The 17,817-nt window shown below is 65.6% G+C and carries 19 protein-coding genes, 1 tRNA gene and 1 pseudogene; 10 read left to right on the top strand and 11 right to left on the bottom strand.

The window, feature by feature from the left end; all coding sequences use genetic code 11:
- The first annotated feature begins 26 nt into the window (after positions 1–26).
- Positions 27–1,271 carry a YibE/F family protein gene (locus tag Y900_RS15070; RefSeq protein WP_036342919.1) on the top strand — a complete coding sequence of 415 codons (1,245 nt, stop codon included), beginning with the start codon at positions 27–29 and terminating at the stop codon, positions 1,269–1,271.
- Here Y900_RS15070 and rfbA read toward each other — a convergent pair.
- Positions 1,222–2,076 carry a glucose-1-phosphate thymidylyltransferase RfbA gene (gene rfbA / locus Y900_RS15065; RefSeq protein ID WP_420329822.1) on the bottom strand — a complete coding sequence of 285 codons (855 nt, stop codon included), beginning with the start codon at positions 2,074–2,076 and terminating at the stop codon, positions 1,222–1,224. The two genes, Y900_RS15070 and rfbA, sit on opposite strands and share 50 nt — an antisense overlap.
- Between rfbA and Y900_RS33735 the strand changes: the two are divergent.
- Positions 1,984–2,175: pseudogene (locus Y900_RS33735) on the top strand (hypothetical protein); the annotation flags it as partial. The gene rfbA and the pseudogene Y900_RS33735 overlap by 93 nt on opposite strands.
- Here the strand turns inward: Y900_RS33735 and Y900_RS15060 are convergent.
- The 5 genes from Y900_RS15060 to dcd all read right to left on the bottom strand — a co-directional run bounded on the left by Y900_RS15060 (position 2,094) and on the right by dcd (position 7,146).
- Positions 2,094–2,468, bottom strand: coding sequence for a nuclear transport factor 2 family protein (locus Y900_RS15060; RefSeq protein WP_036342917.1), 375 nt, complete (start codon positions 2,466–2,468; stop codon positions 2,094–2,096). The pseudogene Y900_RS33735 and the gene Y900_RS15060 sit on opposite strands and share 82 nt — an antisense overlap.
- A gap of 18 nt (positions 2,469–2,486) precedes the next feature.
- Positions 2,487–3,251 (bottom strand): maleylpyruvate isomerase family mycothiol-dependent enzyme, encoded by a 765-nt coding sequence (locus tag Y900_RS15055; protein WP_036342916.1) that lies wholly within the window; start codon positions 3,249–3,251, stop codon positions 2,487–2,489.
- Positions 3,252–3,260: 9 nt separating this feature from the next.
- The gene (locus Y900_RS15050; protein ID WP_036342915.1) at positions 3,261–4,589 is read right to left on the bottom strand and encodes a UDP-glucose dehydrogenase family protein; all 1,329 of its coding nucleotides are present in this window, start codon (positions 4,587–4,589) and stop codon (positions 3,261–3,263) included.
- Positions 4,590–4,668: 79 nt separating this feature from the next.
- Positions 4,669–6,408: a DUF7159 family protein gene (locus Y900_RS15045; protein ID WP_036342914.1), complete on the bottom strand. Its 1,740-nt coding sequence runs from the start codon at positions 6,406–6,408 to the stop codon at positions 4,669–4,671.
- A gap of 156 nt (positions 6,409–6,564) precedes the next feature.
- A complete protein-coding gene (dcd, locus tag Y900_RS15040) occupies positions 6,565–7,146 on the bottom strand; it encodes a dCTP deaminase (protein ID WP_036342913.1) in 582 nt (193 codons plus the stop codon).
- A 58-nt stretch (positions 7,147–7,204) separates the two neighbouring features.
- Here dcd and Y900_RS15035 point away from each other — a divergent pair.
- Positions 7,205–7,278 (top strand) — tRNA-Gly (locus Y900_RS15035).
- Positions 7,279–7,299: 21 nt separating this feature from the next.
- Here Y900_RS15035 and Y900_RS15030 read toward each other — a convergent pair.
- Positions 7,300–8,166 (bottom strand): oxidoreductase, encoded by an 867-nt coding sequence (locus Y900_RS15030; protein ID WP_036342911.1) that lies wholly within the window; start codon positions 8,164–8,166, stop codon positions 7,300–7,302.
- A 73-nt stretch (positions 8,167–8,239) separates the two neighbouring features.
- Here Y900_RS15030 and Y900_RS15025 point away from each other — a divergent pair, with 73 nt between their 5' ends.
- A complete protein-coding gene (locus Y900_RS15025) occupies positions 8,240–8,854 on the top strand; it encodes a TetR/AcrR family transcriptional regulator (RefSeq protein ID WP_036342910.1) in 615 nt (204 codons plus the stop codon).
- Positions 8,855–8,903: 49 nt separating this feature from the next.
- Here Y900_RS15025 and Y900_RS15020 read toward each other — a convergent pair whose 3' ends face one another.
- Complete coding sequence (locus tag Y900_RS15020; RefSeq protein ID WP_051660076.1) at positions 8,904–9,515, bottom strand: TetR/AcrR family transcriptional regulator; 612 nt, start codon at positions 9,513–9,515, stop codon at positions 8,904–8,906.
- An 87-nt stretch (positions 9,516–9,602) separates the two neighbouring features.
- Between Y900_RS15020 and Y900_RS15015 the strand changes: the two genes are divergently transcribed.
- Positions 9,603–9,968 carry a DUF1330 domain-containing protein gene (locus tag Y900_RS15015; protein WP_036342908.1) on the top strand — a complete coding sequence of 122 codons (366 nt, stop codon included), beginning with the start codon at positions 9,603–9,605 and terminating at the stop codon, positions 9,966–9,968.
- Between the two features lie 7 nt (positions 9,969–9,975).
- Here Y900_RS15015 and Y900_RS15010 read toward each other — a convergent pair whose 3' ends face one another.
- Together Y900_RS15010 and Y900_RS15005 are read right to left on the bottom strand one after the other, a co-directional pair.
- A complete protein-coding gene (locus Y900_RS15010; protein WP_420329821.1) occupies positions 9,976–11,172 on the bottom strand; it encodes a DUF445 domain-containing protein in 1,197 nt (398 codons plus the stop codon).
- A 65-nt stretch (positions 11,173–11,237) separates the two neighbouring features.
- Complete coding sequence (locus tag Y900_RS15005; protein ID WP_036342907.1) at positions 11,238–11,924, bottom strand: Abi-alpha family protein; 687 nt, start codon at positions 11,922–11,924, stop codon at positions 11,238–11,240.
- A gap of 124 nt (positions 11,925–12,048) precedes the next feature.
- On the opposite strand from Y900_RS15005, the gene Y900_RS15000 reads away from it, so the two are divergent.
- From Y900_RS15000 to Y900_RS14990, 3 genes are all read left to right on the top strand, one after another.
- The gene (locus tag Y900_RS15000; RefSeq protein WP_036342906.1) at positions 12,049–12,420 is read left to right on the top strand and encodes a DUF2834 domain-containing protein; all 372 of its coding nucleotides are present in this window, start codon (positions 12,049–12,051) and stop codon (positions 12,418–12,420) included.
- Positions 12,421–12,501: 81 nt separating this feature from the next.
- Positions 12,502–13,365, top strand: a complete 864-nt coding sequence (locus tag Y900_RS14995) for a DUF4344 domain-containing metallopeptidase (RefSeq protein ID WP_036342904.1) — start codon at positions 12,502–12,504, stop codon at positions 13,363–13,365.
- A 124-nt stretch (positions 13,366–13,489) separates the two neighbouring features.
- Positions 13,490–14,590: a ferritin-like domain-containing protein gene (locus Y900_RS14990; RefSeq protein ID WP_036342903.1), complete on the top strand. Its 1,101-nt coding sequence runs from the start codon at positions 13,490–13,492 to the stop codon at positions 14,588–14,590.
- A 68-nt stretch (positions 14,591–14,658) separates the two neighbouring features.
- Here Y900_RS14990 and Y900_RS14985 read toward each other — a convergent pair whose 3' ends face one another.
- Positions 14,659–15,486, bottom strand: a complete 828-nt coding sequence (locus Y900_RS14985; protein WP_036346835.1) for a glycoside hydrolase family 16 protein — start codon at positions 15,484–15,486, stop codon at positions 14,659–14,661.
- A gap of 530 nt (positions 15,487–16,016) precedes the next feature.
- Here Y900_RS14985 and Y900_RS30285 point away from each other — a divergent pair.
- Positions 16,017–17,384 (top strand): hypothetical protein, encoded by a 1,368-nt coding sequence (locus tag Y900_RS30285; protein ID WP_051660074.1) that lies wholly within the window; start codon positions 16,017–16,019, stop codon positions 17,382–17,384.
- A gap of 168 nt (positions 17,385–17,552) precedes the next feature.
- Positions 17,553–17,810 carry a hypothetical protein gene (locus tag Y900_RS14975; RefSeq protein WP_036342901.1) on the top strand — a complete coding sequence of 86 codons (258 nt, stop codon included), beginning with the start codon at positions 17,553–17,555 and terminating at the stop codon, positions 17,808–17,810.
- The last annotated feature ends 7 nt before the right edge of the window (positions 17,811–17,817 follow it).

Here is a 17,817-nt window from a genome sequence, read left to right as displayed (position 1 = left end):
CAGTCGAACGCCTCTACCCTGTCCGGGTGGCGCATTCGCATTCGCACACCGGCCCGGCGCCGCTGAGCCCTCTGGCGGCCCGCATCGTCGTGGTTCTCCTGGCCGTGATCGGTCTCGCGGTGGTGATCGGCGCGGCGCTGCTGTGGCCGAGCGGGTCGAAGGCCGACATCCCGCTGCCGTTCCAGAACAGCGCGGGTGGTGCGGTCACCACCGAGGGTGGTCACGTGACGTCCAGCAGCCTGGCCGCCTGCGGCAGCCCGTCGGCGGGCCAGGTGCTCACCGCAGCCCCGGCACCGGGCGTCGCGGGCAGCGGCACCTGTGTGCAGACCGTGGTGACGATCGACAGCGGACCCAACCGGGGTGCGTCGACGATGTTGGAGTTCTCGCCCGGCCCGGGTCAGCCAAACCTGTTGGCAGGCGATCCGATTCGGATCTTCCGGCAGGTCGACCAACAGGGGGCGACCAGCTACGCGTTCTACGACTACGAGCGCACCTGGCCGCTGATCGCCATCGCGGCGGTGTTCGCAATCGTGATCGTGGCGGTCGCCCGATGGCGGGGGCTGCGCGCCCTGGTCGGGATCGTCGTGGCCTTCGTGGTTCTGGTGGTGTTCCTGCTTCCGGCCTTGAGGGACGGCGCCCCCGCGGTGCCGCTGGCTCTGGTGGCCTCAGCAGCGATCCTCTACGCCGTCATCTACTTGGCGCACGGCATCAGCTTGCGTACCAGTGCCGCCCTGCTCGGCACGTTGACCGCGATGCTGTTGGCCGGCGGCTTGTCTTGGACGGCAATCGAACTCGCGCACCTGACCGGGCTCTCGGAGGAACAGAACAACGAAGTCGCCGCCTACATGGGGCACGTGTCCATTCAGGGCTTGCTGCTGGCCGGGTTCATCATCGGCTCCCTGGGTGTGCTCAACGACGTGACGATCACCCAGGCGTCGGCGGTGTTCGAGCTCGCACACTCGGGCCACGGTTCCCGCAAGCAGATCTTCGTGAGCGCCATGCGGATCGGCAGCGACCACATCGCCAGCACGGTGTACACCTTGGTGCTGGCCTACGCCGGCAGCTCACTGCCGCTGCTGCTGTTGTTCAGTGTGGCCAACCGCTCGCTGTCGGATGTGCTGACCAGCGAGAGTGTGGCGATCGAGATCGCGCGCTCAGCGGTCGGCGGCATCGCGCTGGCGTTGTCGGTGCCGCTGACGACTGCCATCGCCGCGGTGTTGGCTACCCCTGGTCCAGCAGTTTCATCAAATAACCGCCATAGCCTGACTTGACCAGCGCCGCCGCGCGTTTGGCCAGCTGCTCGTCGTCGATGAAACCCATCCGCCAGGCCACCTCCTCGGGGCAGGACACCTTGAGCCCTTGGCGGTATTCGATGGTGCGCACGAAATCGCTTGCGTCCAAAAGTGAATCGAAGGTTCCGGTGTCCAGCCATGCGCTACCGCGGGGTAGTACCTCGACGGTCAACCGGCCCTGGTCCAGGTACGTCTGGTTGACCTCGGTGATCTCCAGCTCGCCGCGCGGCGACGGCCGAAGCCCGCGCGCGATCTCGATGACGTCGTTGTCGTAGAAGTACAGCCCTGGCACGGCGTAGCTCGACTTCGGTGTGGAGGGCTTCTCCTCCAGGGACAGCGCGGTGCCGTCGGGGGCGAATTCGACGACGCCGTACGCGGTCGGGTCGGCCACCCGATAGGCGAAGATCGCCGCCCCCTGCAGATCGCGGAAGCGGTTGAGGCTGGTGCCGACGCCAGGGCCGTAGAAGATGTTGTCGCCCAGCACAAGTGCGACGGTTCCGGTGCCGATGTGCTCGGCGCCGATCAGGAACGCCTGGGCGAGCCCGTCGGGCCGGTCCTGCACGGCGTAGCTGATGGTGACACCGAGTTGGGAGCCGTCGCCGAGCAGGCGGTGGAACGCCGGGGCGTCGTGGCCGGTGGTGATCACCAGGATGTCGCGGATGCCCGCCATCAACAGAGTGGACAGCGGGTAGTAGATCATCGGCTTGTCGTAGACGGGCAGCAGCTGCTTACTCACACCTTGGGTGATCGGATACAACCGCGTCCCCGACCCACCGGCCAGGATGATCCCGCGCAAGTCGGTCAGACCTGCAGGTCTTCGTCGGACATGTCGGTGGCCGCCAGGGCCGCTGCCAGGTCGTCGTGGCGGAACACCGAGGTGACATGGTCGTGCACCACCCGGAACGCCGCGGCCGTGGTGCGGACGTCGGACGGGTCGGTGTTGGAGGTCAACCGCTCTTGCACGACGACGACGCCGTCGCGGTAGTAGATCTGGCCCACCTCGATGCTCGCCGCCACGCGCTGCGCCCAGTCCCTCAGGGCGGCATGGCCCTGCGCGGCGCCGTCGGCGTCACCGATCTCGATGTCCTCGCTGGACAGCGAGATCAGCGTGTCCAGGTCCGAGGTGCTCAACGCGTCGTGCCAGGCCAGCACGGTGGCGATCTCTGAAGTGCTCATTCGGCTAAAACTACCGGTCTAGAAAGGCGTGCGTGCCAGCCAGGTGTCCCAGACACCCGCGTCACCGAAGACCTCCAGGCCTTGCTCGGCGGCGCTGCGCCGGCGCACGACGGCCAGCAGCAGGTCGCGTGCCGGGCCGCGCAGCGCCACCGTGGCCTTGCCGTGTTCGTGGTCGAGCCCGATGCCGTCGGGACGCCCGAGGATGGTCCACTCTCCGGCTTCCCCGAGGCCGGGGTCGGTCGCGTGCAGATGCAACGAGTGTTCGTCGGCCACCGGCCGGTCGCCGCCGGCGGGACCCTCCGCGTTCGCACGCTCCTCGCACCTCTCCAGCCATTCGCTGATCGCGTCCGCCGCCACGGCGGGCTCGACCTCGAACTCGACGCCCAACGCGATGGCGGCGTCGGCGCGATGGACAACGGCCTCGTGCAAGCGCCGCCGGATCCACCAGGCGGCGGGACGCGGGCCCAGGAATGTCCACACCGGGGTGTCGGCGCCGGTGGCGGCAACGGCGTCGATGAGTTGCTGCGGACCCGCCTGCAGCCAGGCGATCTCGTTGTCGCGGCTGGCCGGGGGCTTGCCACCGTCGACCGTGCGCGGATCGATGAACTCCATCGACTGCTCAGCCACGATATGGGCGCACCAGCGGTCGCCGCGCCCGACGTGGCGCATCAACTGCTCGAGCGTCCACTCCGGGCAGGTCGGCACCGGAGTCGAGAGGTCGGCGTCACGGAGAAGGTCCGCGAGCGCGGCGTTTTCGGCAATCAGGGCTGTTGTGAACTCCACGAAGGAAACCTACGTCAACACCGGGCGGCCCAAGGCGTAAACCTTCCATCCCGCGGTGGCCCACCGGGCCGTGTCCAGGCAATTGCGGCCGTCGACAACAACTCTGGCCCGCACTGTCTGGGCCAGCTCGTCGGGATCGATGTCCACGAACTCCTGCCATTCGGTGAGCAGCAGGACAGCGTCGGCGCGGTCGCAGGCCTCCAGGGCGGAGGTCGAATAGTTCAGCGTCGGAAAGAGGCGCTGGGAGTTCTCCATCGCCTTCGGGTCGTACACGTTCACGGTGGCGCCGTTGAGTTGCAGCAAGCCGGCGACGTTGAGCGCCGGCGAATCCCGGACATCGTCGGATTCGGGCTTGAACGCGGCTCCGAGCACGGCAACGTTGGCGCCCAGCAGCGATCCTCCGCATGCGGTGGTGGCCAGCTCGACCATGCGGGTGCGCCTGCGCATGTTGATGCTGTCCACCTCACGCAGGAAGGTCAACGCGTGGTTGGCGCCGAGCTCGCCGGCACGTGCCATGAAGGCACGGATGTCCTTGGGCAGGCAGCCCCCGCCAAAACCCAGTCCCGCGTTGAGGAATCGCCGTCCGATCCGCGGGTCGTGACCCAGTGCGTCGGCCAGGACGCGAACGTCGGCGCCGGCCGCCTCACACACCTCGGAGATCGCGTTGATGAACGAGATCTTGGTGGCCAGAAAAGCATTGGCGGAGACCTTGACCAGCTCAGCGGTCTGCAGGTCGGTCAGCAGGAACGGCACACCTTCGGCGAGCAGGGATGCGTACATCTCCCGCAACACTGCCTCGGCGCGTTGCGAATCGGGTTGTACGCCAACGACGATGCGATCGGGGTGCAGGGTGTCCTGCACCCCGAAACCCTCGCGCAGGAACTCGGGATTCCAGGCGACTTCGACGTCAACGCCATCGGACGCCAGCGCCTTGGCGCGCCGGCTCAGCGCAGCCGCCGTCCCGACTGGAACCGTTGACTTTCCGACGATTACCGACGGCCGGGTCAGCCGCGGCACCAGTTCGTCGATGACGGCGTTGACGTGGCGCAGATCGGCGCCGTACTCGCCCTTCTTCTGCGGAGTTCCGACGCCGAGGAAGTGCACGTCGGCGAAATCGGCTGCCACGTCGTAATCGGTGGTGAACTGCAGGCGACCGGCAGAGAGGTTGTCCTGCAACATCTTTGCCAGTCCAGGCTCATAGAACGGGATGTCCCCGGCGGACAGTTTCGCGATCTTGCCGGGGTCGATGTCGATCCCGACGACCTCGTGACCGAGCTCGGCCATTCCGGCGGCGTGAGTCGCGCCCAGATACCCGGTGCCGAAGACAGTGCAACGCATACTGCCTCTGTACGCAGCCCCGATGATGGGACCGCATCGCGACACTGAGCGCGAAGCTAACGCCGGGTGAACTCGCGAATCAGTGGCCGAAACTGGGCCAGGGCCACAACGGGTTCTGCGATCCCCGACCGCTGCGCGAGCCACCGGAATCACCCGACCGGGAACCACCGTCGGAACCCGAACCCGAGCCGCCACCGTAACCACCCGAGCCCGAGCCGCCACCATAGCCGCCCGCGCCATACCCGCCTGAGCCACCAGCAGCGGGAGGGGGATCACTCGGCGCTTCCGTGACCGGTGCCTGCGGCTGCTGCGAAGGCGGCTGCTGCGCGGGAGGCGACGACGGGTAGGTCGGCGTCTGCGGCGACGACGGGTACGACGGGTAGTTCGGCGACGAGGGGTACGACGGGTAGTCCCGCTGCCGCGGCGGCCGCAGGAACGGCGGCAGCAGTGGTTGCGGCAACACGATGATCGGCGGCGGCAGGATCGGAGCCGGGATCACCGGGGCGATCGGAGCCGGCGCGGGAGCCGGCGCCTCCGGAACCGGGGCGGGAGCCTCGGGAGCAGGCGGCGGGGCAGCTGGTGCTGGGGCCGGTGCCGGGGCTTGCGGGGCCGGGGTCACGAAGACGGTCCGGGGGGCCTGCTGCACCACCGGGATCGGCTCCTGGATGGTGTCGGGCACCGAGGGAGCTGATGGCGGGGCCGGCGGCGCGGCCTGCTCGACGGCGGGTCCGGCCGGCTGACTGCTGGGCACGATCACGCTCTCGGCCGGGCTGGGCCGCTGATCGACGGTCGGTCGGATGCTGACTGCCAGCGAGATCACCAACGCCACCACACCGACAACGAAGATCGACGTCAGCGCGCTACCGACCAGCAGGAACGGCTTGCGGCCGGAGTCGTCGGGAGCGAAGTCGAGCTCCTCAGGAACCGATTCGTACGGCACCGAGTCGTAGCCGAGGTCGCCCTCCATCTCGTCGAGCACTTCGCTGTAGCCGAGCGGCGCCATGTAGCCGGCGGCGGCCATCTGGGTCCCCGCTTCGGACATTTCGGTGCTCGCGGCTGCGGGGTACACACCGGCGGCCGGATAGACCTTGCCTGCTGTCGTGCCGTCGGGGTCCTGAGCGTAGGCCAGGCCGACGGTGGACGCGTCATAACGCGGTGCCGTCGCGGACGCCAGTGCGGCGCCGCGGGCCAGCGCGAGTTCGGCTTCGTCGGGAGCGTGCACCGGCAGCACTGTGCCCAGCGCTAGCTGTGATTTGACCGCCGCGACGTCGACGCCGGAGCCGAGCACGAAGACACCCTGCGGCGGTTCGGCGATGGCCTCCAGGCCGGCGATCATCCGCTGCAGTTCGGCGACCGCGTCCTGAGAGTGCAGGTGCTCGGTCTGCACCTTGACGATGTCGCCGGTCGCGGTGTCCACCACCGAGACGGTCGCGGTGTCGCGCTCCAGGAACATCAAGGCGGTGCGGTCGTAGCCGACGGTCTGGCCGACGGCTTGCGCCAGCGAACCGGCGGCATGCAGTTCGGACACCAGGGCGACGTCGTCGATCTTGCGGGCCGCGAGGGCATCGCGCAGTCCGGCCGCCGCCGCATAATCGGTCCAGGTGACGCCAGTCGACACCAGACGGTGTCCGCCTTCGGCCGCGCTTTCCCGGGTACCGAGAATCGCCGCGACCACCTGATCGGCCGCGGTTGCTGCGCCGTCGCCGGTCTGGATGTCGAAGGCATCGTGATCGACGGTCACGCCGTCTGCTTTCTCGCCTTCGACCAGCACCATGCGCACCGTCGTCGGTGTCATGGACACACCGAGTGCGATGTCCACTACCCCTCCAAGGTTATTTGCTGGATCTCCCCGACCCGTTACTGCGCTCCACCTGGATAGAGCCGCTCAACCGTAGAGTTCATCGCCGCAGCTAGCGGCGCTGTTACAGCCAAACGGATTAGCTGGTGGGCGGTGCCTGACCCTGGAGCTTCGAGGTTACGCGCCCGCTTCGGATTGAAGAAAGTTCTGATATGACCGCGATGGGGTCGGGCCGCGTTGCCCCTGGTATTTGGAGCCGACGCTGGCGCTGCCGTAGGGATTTTCGGCGGGGCTGGTCAGGCGTAACAGGCACAGCTGGCCGATCTTCATCCCCGGCCAGAGCGTGATGGGCAGGTTCGCGACGTTCGACAGTTCCAGCGTGATGTGCCCCGAGAAGCCGGGGTCGATGAAGCCTGCGGTGGAGTGGGTCAGCAGGCCGAGACGGCCCAGCGACGACTTGCCTTCCAGCCGGCCCGCGAGGTCGTCGGGCAGGGTGCAGCACTCGAGTGTCGAGCCGAGCACGAACTCACCGGGGTGCAGGACGAACGGCTCGCCTTTGTCGGGCTCGACCAGGCTGGTCAGCTCGTCCTGCTGCTTGGCGGGGTCAATGTGGGTGTAGCGGGTGTTGTTGAACACCCGGAACAGGCTGTCCAGCCGGACGTCGACGCTCGACGGTTGCACCAGGGCGTCGTCGAACGGGTCGATGCCCAGTCGACCGTCGTTGATGGCGGCGCGGATATCACGATCGGAGAGCAGCACGCGACGAGCGTACTGGCGCACGGTCTGCGGTGCGGTTGCTATCCTTCGTCAGCACCATGCCGATGTAGTTCAATGGCAGAACATCAGCTTCCCAAGCTGAATACGCGGGTTCGATTCCCGTCATCGGCTCCACGTGAGCGGCGATTACGCCGTTCAGTTCGCGATCTGCGCGCCGTCCGGAAAATCAGTCGAGCGCGACAAGTCGGCCCACGCCGCAATCTCCTTATCAACCGCGGCGCGCCCATTCGTCACCAGCCGGAGCGCGTCGGAGCCGAGGATGAGGTGCGCGGGCGGGTTTGGAGAGTCGATGACGGTCAAGAGGGCGCGACCGGCCTTCACAGGGTCACCAAGCTGATTGCCGCTGGCCGCGATTCGGTTCGCGCGCACAGGATCCATGAGCGCGTCGTAGTCGCTGATGCTGCGCTGGGTCCGCACCATCGACCGGCCCGCCCAATCGGTGCGGAAAGAGCCGGGCTCGATGGCAGTGACGTGGATCCCGAGTGCCTTGACCTCTTTGCCGACGGTTTCGAGAATGCCTTCGAGGGCGTACTTGCTTCCGTGGTAGTAGGCCAAGCCGGGAACGGTCATCAAACCACCCATCGAAGTGACGCCGAAGATGTGCCCCGAGCGACGTCGACGCATGTGCGGTAGCACCGCTTTGATGGTCGCAACCGCACCAAACACGTTGGCGTCGAACTGCGCTCGCAGTTCAGCCATCGAGGACTCTTCGAAGACCCCTTCGTGCCCGTAGCCGGCATTGGCGATCGCGACATCGATGGGGCCGACGGTGGACTCGACATCGTCGACGACGGCGAACACGGCGTCGTCGTCGGTCACGTCGAGCTCGCGGGCTATCGCCCGCCCCGGCGCCGTAGCGCTGAAGGCATCCGCGTCTGCCGACTTCCGAACCGTGCCGACAACGGAGTGGCCGTCGTCGAGCGCAGCTTGGGCGAAGGCACGTCCCAGTCCCGAGCTGACGCCGGTGATGAAGAAGGTCCGTCGGTTGTGCTGTGGCGACATAGCGCGAATCTACATGACGTTGATTAAAACCAACACTACGTAGAAAATCATCTGCGCCCTGTAAAGTCCGGTCATGCCTGGACCGAAGGCGCGCTCAACCAGGCGCCGGACCTCACCATCCAAGGGAGACCAGCGCGAGCTCGCGATTCTCGATGCGGCGGAACGTCAACTCGCCGAGGACGGCCTGGAGCGCATGACCGTCGAGACGATCGCGACGGCGGCCGGAATCACACGCGGTGGCCTGTACTTCTATTTCGGCTCGAAGAACGCCGTCCTGGCTGCGTTGGTCAGCAGGACTGCCACCAGCGTCGTGGAGGCTGTCGACCGCGCCGAGACACAGGCACCTGAGGATCCGCGAGAAGCACTGCGCGAAGCAGTAACTCAGACTGCGCGGATGTGGACGGAGCACGGCGCCGTTATGAAGGTGGCGGTGGAGTTGGCACCTGCCGTCCCAGAGATCGAGGCATCTTGGCAGGCAGCGGTCTCGGCCACGGGTCGTGCAACGCGACGGTTGTTGGTCAAAGCCGGTGTACCGGATGATGCCAGCCCTCTGGGCGCGGCCGCTATCAGTGCCGCCCTGGTATCCATGACCGAGCGGCACTTCTACGCCGCCGCCAAGCGAAAGGCCGCGCTGGACGACGCGGCCGAGACGTTGACCCACGTGTGGCTCGCCGTTCTCCCTCGCTGAACCCGATGCCGCCCACGCGGCAAGGCCAGGCGAATCTTGGAAACCGGCGTCAGTCGTCGGCTGCCAAGCTCCGCTCGAGACCTCCCACCGCGACCGACGCCAAATCCCCGGCCGACACATCACGCGCCGTCGAGAACGCCATCAGGGCGCTGCCGCGCAGGAGCCCGATGATCGCGACGGCGGCCGTCTGAGGGTCGAGATCGGGTCGGATGGACCCGTCGCCGATCCCGTCGACGATGTACTGCGCGAGGACTTCTCGGAAGTGTCCGTCGCGCTCGGCGAAGAACTCGGCCAGCGAGGGTTCGGCACCCGCCGACTCGGTCCACAGTTTGAGGAACGCTTCCGAGCGCGGCGAGCGCTCATGCAGGCCCCCCAGGTAGGCCCCGGCGAAATCCGTCAGCCGGCTGAGCCCGGTCGCCGAGTCAGCCGGGACGTCGAACGTCTGGGTGTACTTGATCAGCTCCTCGAGCAACTGCGCCTTGCTGCCGAAATGGTGGTGGACGATGCCGCGGCTATATCCGGCGGCCTCGCCGACTGCAGCCAGCGACACCGCGCGCGATCCATGTATCGCAACCAACGCCGTGGCGGCTTGCAGTACGCGCTGTCGGGCTTCTTCGCGCCGTTCGGCCTGTGTTCGGCGGGCCGCTCGCAACTCCTCCATGCCTGGTCATCCTGCCTGAGACCGAACTTGTCGGAGTCGACATGTAACTTGCGTGTTGTTCAGCAAGTACCTTACCAAGGGAGAGACATGTCTGTTCTCGACGCGTCCGCACTCAAGCAGTTCGTCGACGCCGATCCGAGCGCACCGGTGGTGATGCTCAACCTCGTACGGTTCGCGCCCGGCGGCGCGGACAAGTACAGCGAGTACATCGAGCACTTCAGCAGCTCCGGGATCAAAGAGCGCTACGGGGTGACGATTGTGTACGGCGGTGCCGGGCATCCGTCCCTGGTTGCCGACGCGGGCGGCGACTGGGATCTCGTGGCGTTGTTCAGCTACCCAACTCGGCGGCACTTCGTCGACATGGTCAACGATCCGGACTACCAAGCCTTCGAGCATCTGCGGGCGGAGGCCGTCGCTACCGCGGTTCTGCAGCCGACCACTCCGGCGCTGTAACCGGCACTCAGTGCGTGAAGAATTCGATGATCTGCACCTGAAGCTCACCGACCACACCACCGAGCACCGCGCCGACCGCGATCATCAACGGCTCGTCGTCCTTGAACACCGGACGCAGGATCGACTCGTACTCCTCCTCGGTCAGTTGACTCATCTTGTCGATGACGACCTGCTCGAGGTTCAACGCGTTGGCGGCGTACTCCTGGGCTTCCAGCAAGGTGTCCGGCAGCCGCTCCAACACCAGGGTGACGACGCGGTCCTTCAGCGCCCGGTATCGCTTCGTGCCGACCGCCAGTGTGACCATCGGGCGCGCGACGGCGGTCTGGGCGTCGATGGCGGCGTCGATTTCCTTGGCGGCCAACGCGAACAGCTTGTCCGAGCCGGGGCCTTTGATGATCGCGTCGAACATAAGCTCGGGCGAGAACAGATCGTCGGCCAGGATCTTGGCGTAGTCGCGAGTGATCTTGTCGCGCTCGGCATGCAGCAGTCCCTGAAAGGGGATGAAACCGAGGAACTTTCGCGGGTGCATCGGTCGGAACAGCATGTTCAACGCGATGTAGTCGCTGATGAAACCCACCGCGAAGCCGAACGCCGGCATGATCCACGGGTTCTTGAACAGCGCCCACGCCACCATCTGGACCAGCCCGATCACCAGACCGAAGTAGATGCCGCTGCGTCGCACGAACGCCATGGCATCGGTTGTGACGCTGCGCATTAGCTTCACGAGCTTCTCTTTGTTGCGCACCAGCGTCGTCACCGCCATGAAGTGCAGATCAAGGTAGCGCGGCAGATCGGCCTTCATCTCGGTCAGCATGTTCTCGACGATGTGAGGCGCCTGCCTGTGCATTCGCTCCTGGATGCCGCGCCTGGCGGATTCCGGCAGCGCATCCCACAGGCCCGGGCGAATCTCGTCGGCAAGGTCCCGGGAGATGTCGTCGATCGCCGCCGCGAGCGGACCGCGCAGCGCGTCGACCGCTTCGTTGGCGTCGATGCGGTCCAGCAACTCTTCGGGTTTCAGCAGATTGGACGTCAGCAGATCGATGGTCTTCGAGCCGACCTTGCCCGCCCGCCGCGGCACGATGCCCTGCCATCCGAACGGGCCCCACCCCCTGAATTCGATCGGGCGATAGAGCATTTCGAGCGCCACGATTTTCGTGCTCCACCCGACGAACGCCGCCACGAACGGCATCGACAGGTACACCATCCAATAGGCGCTGAAGTCGGCCTTGATCTCAGTCCAGCTGGAGATAGCCAGCACGGATACTGAGCTCACTGACCGAGTTCCCCTGTGGCGGCCGCCCACAGCGACGCGCCGAGCGGCGACAGCGTCAATGTCGACTTTTCGACCTTGGCGGTCAGCGGTCCTCGCGACGCACTTTTGATGGCCGCGAGCACCGATGTCTCGGCCATCAGCACCTCGTACTCTGTGGCCAGCGAGGGGTCTTCGGGCCCGGCTTCGACGAGGCCGAGTGACAGCAGGTGGCTGACATATTGCGGAACCATCTGCGGCAGAGCCACATTCGCGGTCCGCCCGATCAACGAGGCATTCTCCAGCGCCGCCCGCCCCGGAACACGTGGACTGAGCCAGGTGTAGACGTTCACCATCGGCGACGACGACCCGTCCGACAGCGCCCCCAGGATGCGCGCCTCGTCGGCGACGAGTTGATCGAGCAGGTGGTGGTAGAGCTCGACCTCACTCCCCTTGGTGTTCTGGTCGAGCGCGCGGTCCAACAGCCGGCCCATCTTCCCGGACAGCGAATCGGGGTCCGGCACCGATGCCTCCGACAGTGCGTCGGGGGCGGCATCCTCGAGAGCCTCGGCGGGGTCCAGCGAATCGAGTCCGTGCCGAATTGCACCGACGACTTGTTCCTCGGCCCAGCTGTAGATGTCGAGACCCACACGGGCGGCGTCCACCGCGCGCCCGATCAGTCCTCGAGGGTCGTATGAGAAAGCCATCCGCAAAAAATAGCCCGCCGCACCTCTCTGGAGACGTATGAGGCGTCGATTGATCGGTGTCGCAATCGCGCGATGGACCTGAGATCGGCGTCGCTGGCTTGCTCGATCAGCGCATAATCCGTCGATGACGACGATTTCGCGCCTATCGCGAACAGACAAGCTGCTCTGCGCCATCTACCTCGTCCTGGCAATCGCCGCGCTGGTGTTCGCATTCGGGAACACCGTTGCCTACATGCTCAGCGACGACAACGGCGGCCTGACGGGCTTCTTCGCGGCCGGGTACGTCAACTATGCGACGTCGTCTTTGACGAACGATCTGTTGATCGTCGCGTTGGCGGCAACCGTGCTGATGATCGCCGAGGGCCGTCGACTCGGAGTTCGCTATCTGTGGGCGTACGTCGCGGCCGGCTTCGTGATCGCGATCAGCGTCTCGTTGCCGCTGTTTCTGATCGCCAGGCAGCTCAAGCTCGCCGAACGCGAAGCCTCCCGGGGCTGACCAATCGCGCCAAGAAGCTACGCCCAGGCCCCCGATCTGCGACCGTGTCAAATTACTAGTGGCGTTGACGGAGGTCGGGAAATGAGAACTCGAATTCTGCCGGTGTTGGCGGTTGGGTTGGTAGTGGCCGCATGCGGTGGGGGCGGGACCGCGGAGAAGGCCGAATCCTCGGGCAGCTCCTCGGCGTCGGAGACCCCAAAAGCCAAGGGCCCCGAGGACACTGCGTCAGCGGACGCCGGCGGGAAGATGACCGTCACCTACGACGACGCCACCACTCCTGAAGCGCAGAACGGCAAAAAGCTGTTGCAGGACAACAAAGTCCTCGAAGACCTCGCCGATGACATCAACTCGTCGTTGAAGTTGCCCATCGACATCCCGCTGCACGGTTCGCAATGCAATCAGGCGAACGCCTTCTGGAGCCCCAGCGACAAGACCGTCACCATCTGCTACGAAGACGCGGATCTGGGCCAGAAGATCTTCACGAAAGCCGGCGACAAAGACCCCATTGCGTCTGCCATCGGTTCCGAGGACGCGACGTTCTATCACGAGACCGGCCACATGACGATCAGCCTCTACAACCTGCCGATCACCGGCAAGGAAGAGGACGCCGCCGATCAGCTGGCCGCCTACATACTGCTGACACCCGGCGACAACGGCAAAGTCGATGCCGAGTCGCTGAAAGCCATCACCAACTTCGCGCGCGCCTTCCAGGCCTCCGCCGCGGCACGCACCGAACTCGGCGCGGCGGATATGGCCGACGTCCACTCACTGGACCAACAGCGGGTCTACAACCTGCAGTGCTGGATCTACGGGTCCAACCCTGACGCCAACGCCGACATGATCACCGACGGTGGACTCCCCCAAGAACGTGCGCAGGGCTGCCCAGACGAGTGGAAGCAGCTCAGCCACGCCTGGTCGACATTGCTCGACGAGCACTGGAAGTAACGAGCGCGGTTCAGGTATTCGTCTACCTCAATTTCCCTGATCAGACCATGTCGCTTGACGGGGCCGCCGAACCGGGCGCACTGTGTGATTCAAGTCATAAGACCGGGGCGAAAGGCGACAACTCGTGACCACTAAAGACAAGTACACCCAGGTGCCCGAGCCCTACGCATGGGAGGTCCCCAGCGCCGGCGACGCCCGCTTCACTTGGGAATACGATGAGGGACGGTCCCGACTTCTGTCGCTGTACCAGAAGGGCAAGGACAAGCAGTGGGACGCGCAGTCGCGCATCGACTGGAGCTTGGACGTCGACCCGATGAACCCGGTCGGGATGCCCGACGAGTTCCACCCGCTGTTCGGCAGCCCGGCGTGGGAGTCGGCGGACGAGAAGCGCCGCGCCGAGATGCGCCAGCACAACCAAGCTTGGAACTTCTCGCAGTTCCTACACGGGGAGCAGGGGGCGATGGTGTGTGCGGCCAAGATCGTCGAGGTTGTCCCGGATCTGGACGCCAAGTTCTACGCCGCGACTCAGACCATGGACGAGGCCAGGCACGTCGAAGCTTTCTCCCGATTCCTGCAGGAGAAGATCGGTCTGGTCTACCCGATCAACTCCAACCTTTCCGCTCTGCTGGCGGACACCCTCAGCGACTCACGCTGGGACATGCCGTATCTGGGCATGCAGGTCCTCATCGAAGGACTGGCACTCGCAGCTTTCGGGGTGCAGCGCGATCTGGCGCCTGAGGGCTCGTTGGCCAAGCAGCTGCTCGCCTATGTCATGCAGGACGAGGCCCGGCATGTCGCCTTCGGCCGAATTTCGTTGAAGGACTACTACTCCGAATTGACAACGGCCGAGCGCGACGACCGGGAGGAATTCGTGGTGGATGCCTGCTACCTGATGCGCGACCGGTTCCGAGGCGAGGAAGTCATGGAGACGCTTGGTCTCAACGTCAAGGAATGCGCCGAGTGGGTCGATCATTCGCCACTGATGATCCAGTTCCGCTCGCACCTCTTCAGCCGCATCGTGCCGATCGTCAAGGACATCGGGCTGTGGGGCGACAGGGTCCAAAAAGCGTTCAGGGACATGGGTGTTCACGACATGGCCGACCTCAACATCGAGGCACTCATGAAAGCCGACGAAGATCAGGCCGAGTCGCTGGACAAGGCGCACGCCGAAATGGCGGCCCGTGCCACCGAGGTCGATGAGGTAATCGCGGCCGGCATGAGCTAGGCCGACCCCGAGCAGAGAACCGATGTCCGCGGTGTCGCCGCGACGCCGCGGTGGCTCAGCCGAGTCTGCTACCAGACCCGAACGTAGTCGACGAGCATGTCGGCGGGGTAGGTGCCGGGCCGCGGATCGCCACCGCCCGAGCCGCTGACGGCCAGGTTCAGCACCGGGAACATCCGATAATCAGGGAAGTTGAACGGCCAGTCGTCGAGGGAGTTGGCCGGAACCGTGAAGTACGGCTCGGCGCCGTCGACGTAGTCCTTCCAGAAGTACATCCCGGAGTCGTTCCACGTGACTCGCCAGGTGTGCCAGTTGCCGTCGATCGGAATCGGTTGGGTGGCAAAGGACGTCCCATCCAGACGCGCGTGAACGGTTGTGCCCGAGGGCCAGTCGCCATTGCCGTACCACTCTGCGAGGTCCACTTCGCCGCCGACTTCGGGGTGATCGTTCATCAGCCACCAGGCCGGCCAGCAGCCCGCGGTCAAGCAGTTGAACTTGATCCGGGCTTCCCAGGTGGTCCCGATCCCGCCCCACCAGTTCCCCAGGACCTTGCCGCTGACGTACTTGTTGTTGTTGTCGCGGGTCGCACGGATCACCAGGTTGGAATTGCCGTCGAGGAAGACGTGCTGACGATCGTCACGGTACTGCCCCATGTTCTCGGGCCGATCCCAGAACACCGGGTTCTTGATGGTCTCGCGCGCCTTGGCGATGCGCCACTTGGAGGGATCCGGGGCTGAGCCGGCCGGTCCGTCGAACTCGTCGTGGAAGAGATATGCGGGCGCCGCGGCATTCGGCGCCGGCGCTTGCGGGCGGGTGGGCGTGGCACCTGCCACCGGCATCGGCAGGGCGGCGGCGACCGCGCCGAACCCCGCCATGAGCATCAGGCTTCGACGATCAATTTCTGGCACGGCTAAACCATAGAGTGGAATCCTGGCCGGATGCGTAACCGGGGCCATCTCTTCTACTCCGCCCCGCCGAACTCCCGGTGAACGGCTAATTTACCTGCATAAACGATCTGGCCAACGAAAGTTGGCTTCCCCGCGGGTGTCGCGACGCAAGCCGGGGCGAGCGCACGCCGCCACGCCGACGACACCCTTACGCCGCCGCTAATTTTCGGCAGTTGATTTCGATACGACCGTCGCCGTAACAAGCCAGTCGCGCAAACATGCGATGACCTCGGATTCTGTTCTGGCGGCCCGCTTACGGCGGCTTTCCGACCCCCGGCCGGGTAACCCTGGCGTCGCCCAAGGGCAAGCATGCGGAACCGTGCCGTTCACCCTTTGGGGTGGCCCTGACCTGCCCGCTCCTTTACGATGCCCTAGAGCTAACGAAGGGTCAGCAAATGGGGTCAAACAAATGCGTCGGGTACGTTGGCGGTCTCGCGGTTGCGGTCGGGGTGGGCGCGGCTGTTGCCGCAGCAAGCCAAGGCGTGGCAAGCGCTGATACCGGCAAATCGGATTCATCATCGAGCGCGTCGAATTCGGCCAAACCCAACGCCGGGCCGAAGAAGTCCACGACCGGCACCACGAAGCGCACCACGGCGGTGTCGAAGCCTGCCGACAAGGTCAGCAGCACAGCGTCTTCCGACTCCAAGCCCGCCGCGTCGGCACTGAAATCGGTTACCACCGCCGCCGCGGAGTTCGAGTCCGCTCAGGTCACGAAACTTGAGGGCCTGTTCAAGGGCACCGGACATGCCGCGCCCCGACCGGCCGCTGCCACGGTGACCACGGCAACGTCGACGGCCGATGCTGCCGCGACGCCGAAAGCTGCTGCAACGCCGACCGCCGCCGTCACGCCCGCGACGGCGTTCTGGAACCCGTTCCGGTGGATGCCGCCCGAGCCGGCGCCGCAGGACATGCCCGGCCCGATCTGGACTCTTGAGCAATCCTTCATGGCCGTGTTCCCCGACCTCCTAAAGCCGGTCGCCCGTGAGGGATTCGAACTGGGTTACCGCCTCACCCAGATGATTCCGTGGGTCAACGTGGTCGTGCCCTTGACGAATATCGTGTCCGACCTGCCCTCAGCTTTTCAAGGCGACAAGGCGGCCGCCCAACGCGTCATCAACAACCTGATCGTCACGATCAACCCGATCGCGGTGCTGTACTACGGCTACAACGAAGTCGCCGACGTGCTCAACCTGGAAGCGCCTGCCCTGCAGCTGCAAACCTGGTTCATTTCCTCGTTGTGGAACCTCTTCGACCCGTTTGCCTTGCTGCACAACCGTGGCGAGGCCGGGTTGCCGCTGGCGACGACGACCCCGCCGCCCGACCAGGTCACTCCGCAAGCGACGGCCACGCTCGCCGCTGCGGTGACCCCGTCGGCCAGCGACGTCACCCTGCCGGACATTCAGCTGCCGGATGTAATCAACCCGTTCCCCGCCAACGACCCGAAGCCATACGGCATGCCGACCGCGGTGTACAACGCCGAAAAAGGTTTGGTGGCAGCGTTTCCCGTCGAGGCTCAGCCCGTGGTGCGTGAGCTCTACGAAGCCAGCTGGCGCGTCTCGCAGATGGTGCCGGGCCTGAGCGCCGCGGTGCCGATCGCCAATCTGCTGCCGGCTCTCTACCAGGCCGCGCTCGGCAACCGGGAGGCCGCACAGGTCGCCATCAACAACGTGCTCCTGGCCACCACCGCTCTGTCGATCCTGTACTACGGCTACGACGAGTTGGCGGACGTACTCAACGTCGAAGCAGCGGCGCAGGCGCTCAAGGTGCAGATCTACGCCGCGGTGTGGGACCAGGCCGACCCCAACGGCTACCTGCACGTGCCCGGCCAGTCCGGACTTGCAACGGTCTAAGCCGTCCAGCAAGCCCCGCAGGAGCACCCGACCCGTACGGAACCGAAGGGTCGGGCCGCTTGCTGCGCTCATGGCGGACTCCTCCATGACCGAGTTGCTCCCTGATGGTTTCGACCGGTCCCCAGGTGGGGATATTAAGCCAGCACAACTCGACACCTGGGGGCGATCATGAACGATCAGGATGGCGGCACCGGAGAGATTCTCCGCACGCTGGGCCTGATGCTCAATCTGTCGGCAATCGTGGCGTTTGCGCTGTTCCTGAGCACGCTTGGTCCGGGTGGCCCTGGTCCGTCAGCACTGGCAGCGGCGATTACCGTAGTCGCGTTCCTAGCCAGCCTGGCCTGCTTCGCGATCGACCGCCGCCGCACCGAAGAAGAGGCTTACGGACCTGCCGCCAGCCCGGTAACCGTGGCCGCTGAGGTCTAGACTTCCG

Source organism: Mycolicibacterium aromaticivorans JS19b1 = JCM 16368, assembly GCF_000559085.1.
Lineage (GTDB): Bacteria > Actinomycetota > Actinomycetes > Mycobacteriales > Mycobacteriaceae > Mycobacterium > Mycobacterium aromaticivorans.
This window is presented reverse-complemented; position numbering and strand designations above follow the sequence as displayed.

Bases quoted from the DNA above. Each gene is read 5' to 3' on its own strand.
- Y900_RS15060 (WP_036342917.1), bottom strand. From the start codon at position 2,468: ATGAGCACTTCAGAGATCGCCACCGTGCTGGCCTGGCACGACGCGTTG.
- Y900_RS15050 (WP_036342915.1), bottom strand. From the start codon at position 4,589: ATGCGTTGCACTGTCTTCGGCACCGGGTATCTGGGCGCGACTCACGCC.
- Y900_RS15030 (WP_036342911.1), bottom strand. From the start codon at position 8,166: ATGTCGCCACAGCACAACCGACGGACCTTCTTCATCACCGGCGTCAGC.
- Y900_RS15025 (WP_036342910.1), top strand. From the start codon at position 8,240: ATGCCTGGACCGAAGGCGCGCTCAACCAGGCGCCGGACCTCACCATCC.
- Y900_RS15020 (WP_051660076.1), bottom strand. From the start codon at position 9,515: ATGGAGGAGTTGCGAGCGGCCCGCCGAACACAGGCCGAACGGCGCGAA.
- Y900_RS15015 (WP_036342908.1), top strand. From the start codon at position 9,603: ATGTCTGTTCTCGACGCGTCCGCACTCAAGCAGTTCGTCGACGCCGAT.
- Y900_RS15010 (WP_420329821.1), bottom strand. From the start codon at position 11,172: ATGGTGTACCTGTCGATGCCGTTCGTGGCGGCGTTCGTCGGGTGGAGC.
- Y900_RS15005 (WP_036342907.1), bottom strand. From the start codon at position 11,924: ATGGCTTTCTCATACGACCCTCGAGGACTGATCGGGCGCGCGGTGGAC.
- Y900_RS15000 (WP_036342906.1), top strand. From the start codon at position 12,049: ATGACGACGATTTCGCGCCTATCGCGAACAGACAAGCTGCTCTGCGCC.
- Y900_RS14995 (WP_036342904.1), top strand. From the start codon at position 12,502: ATGAGAACTCGAATTCTGCCGGTGTTGGCGGTTGGGTTGGTAGTGGCC.
- Y900_RS14975 (WP_036342901.1), top strand. From the start codon at position 17,553: ATGAACGATCAGGATGGCGGCACCGGAGAGATTCTCCGCACGCTGGGC.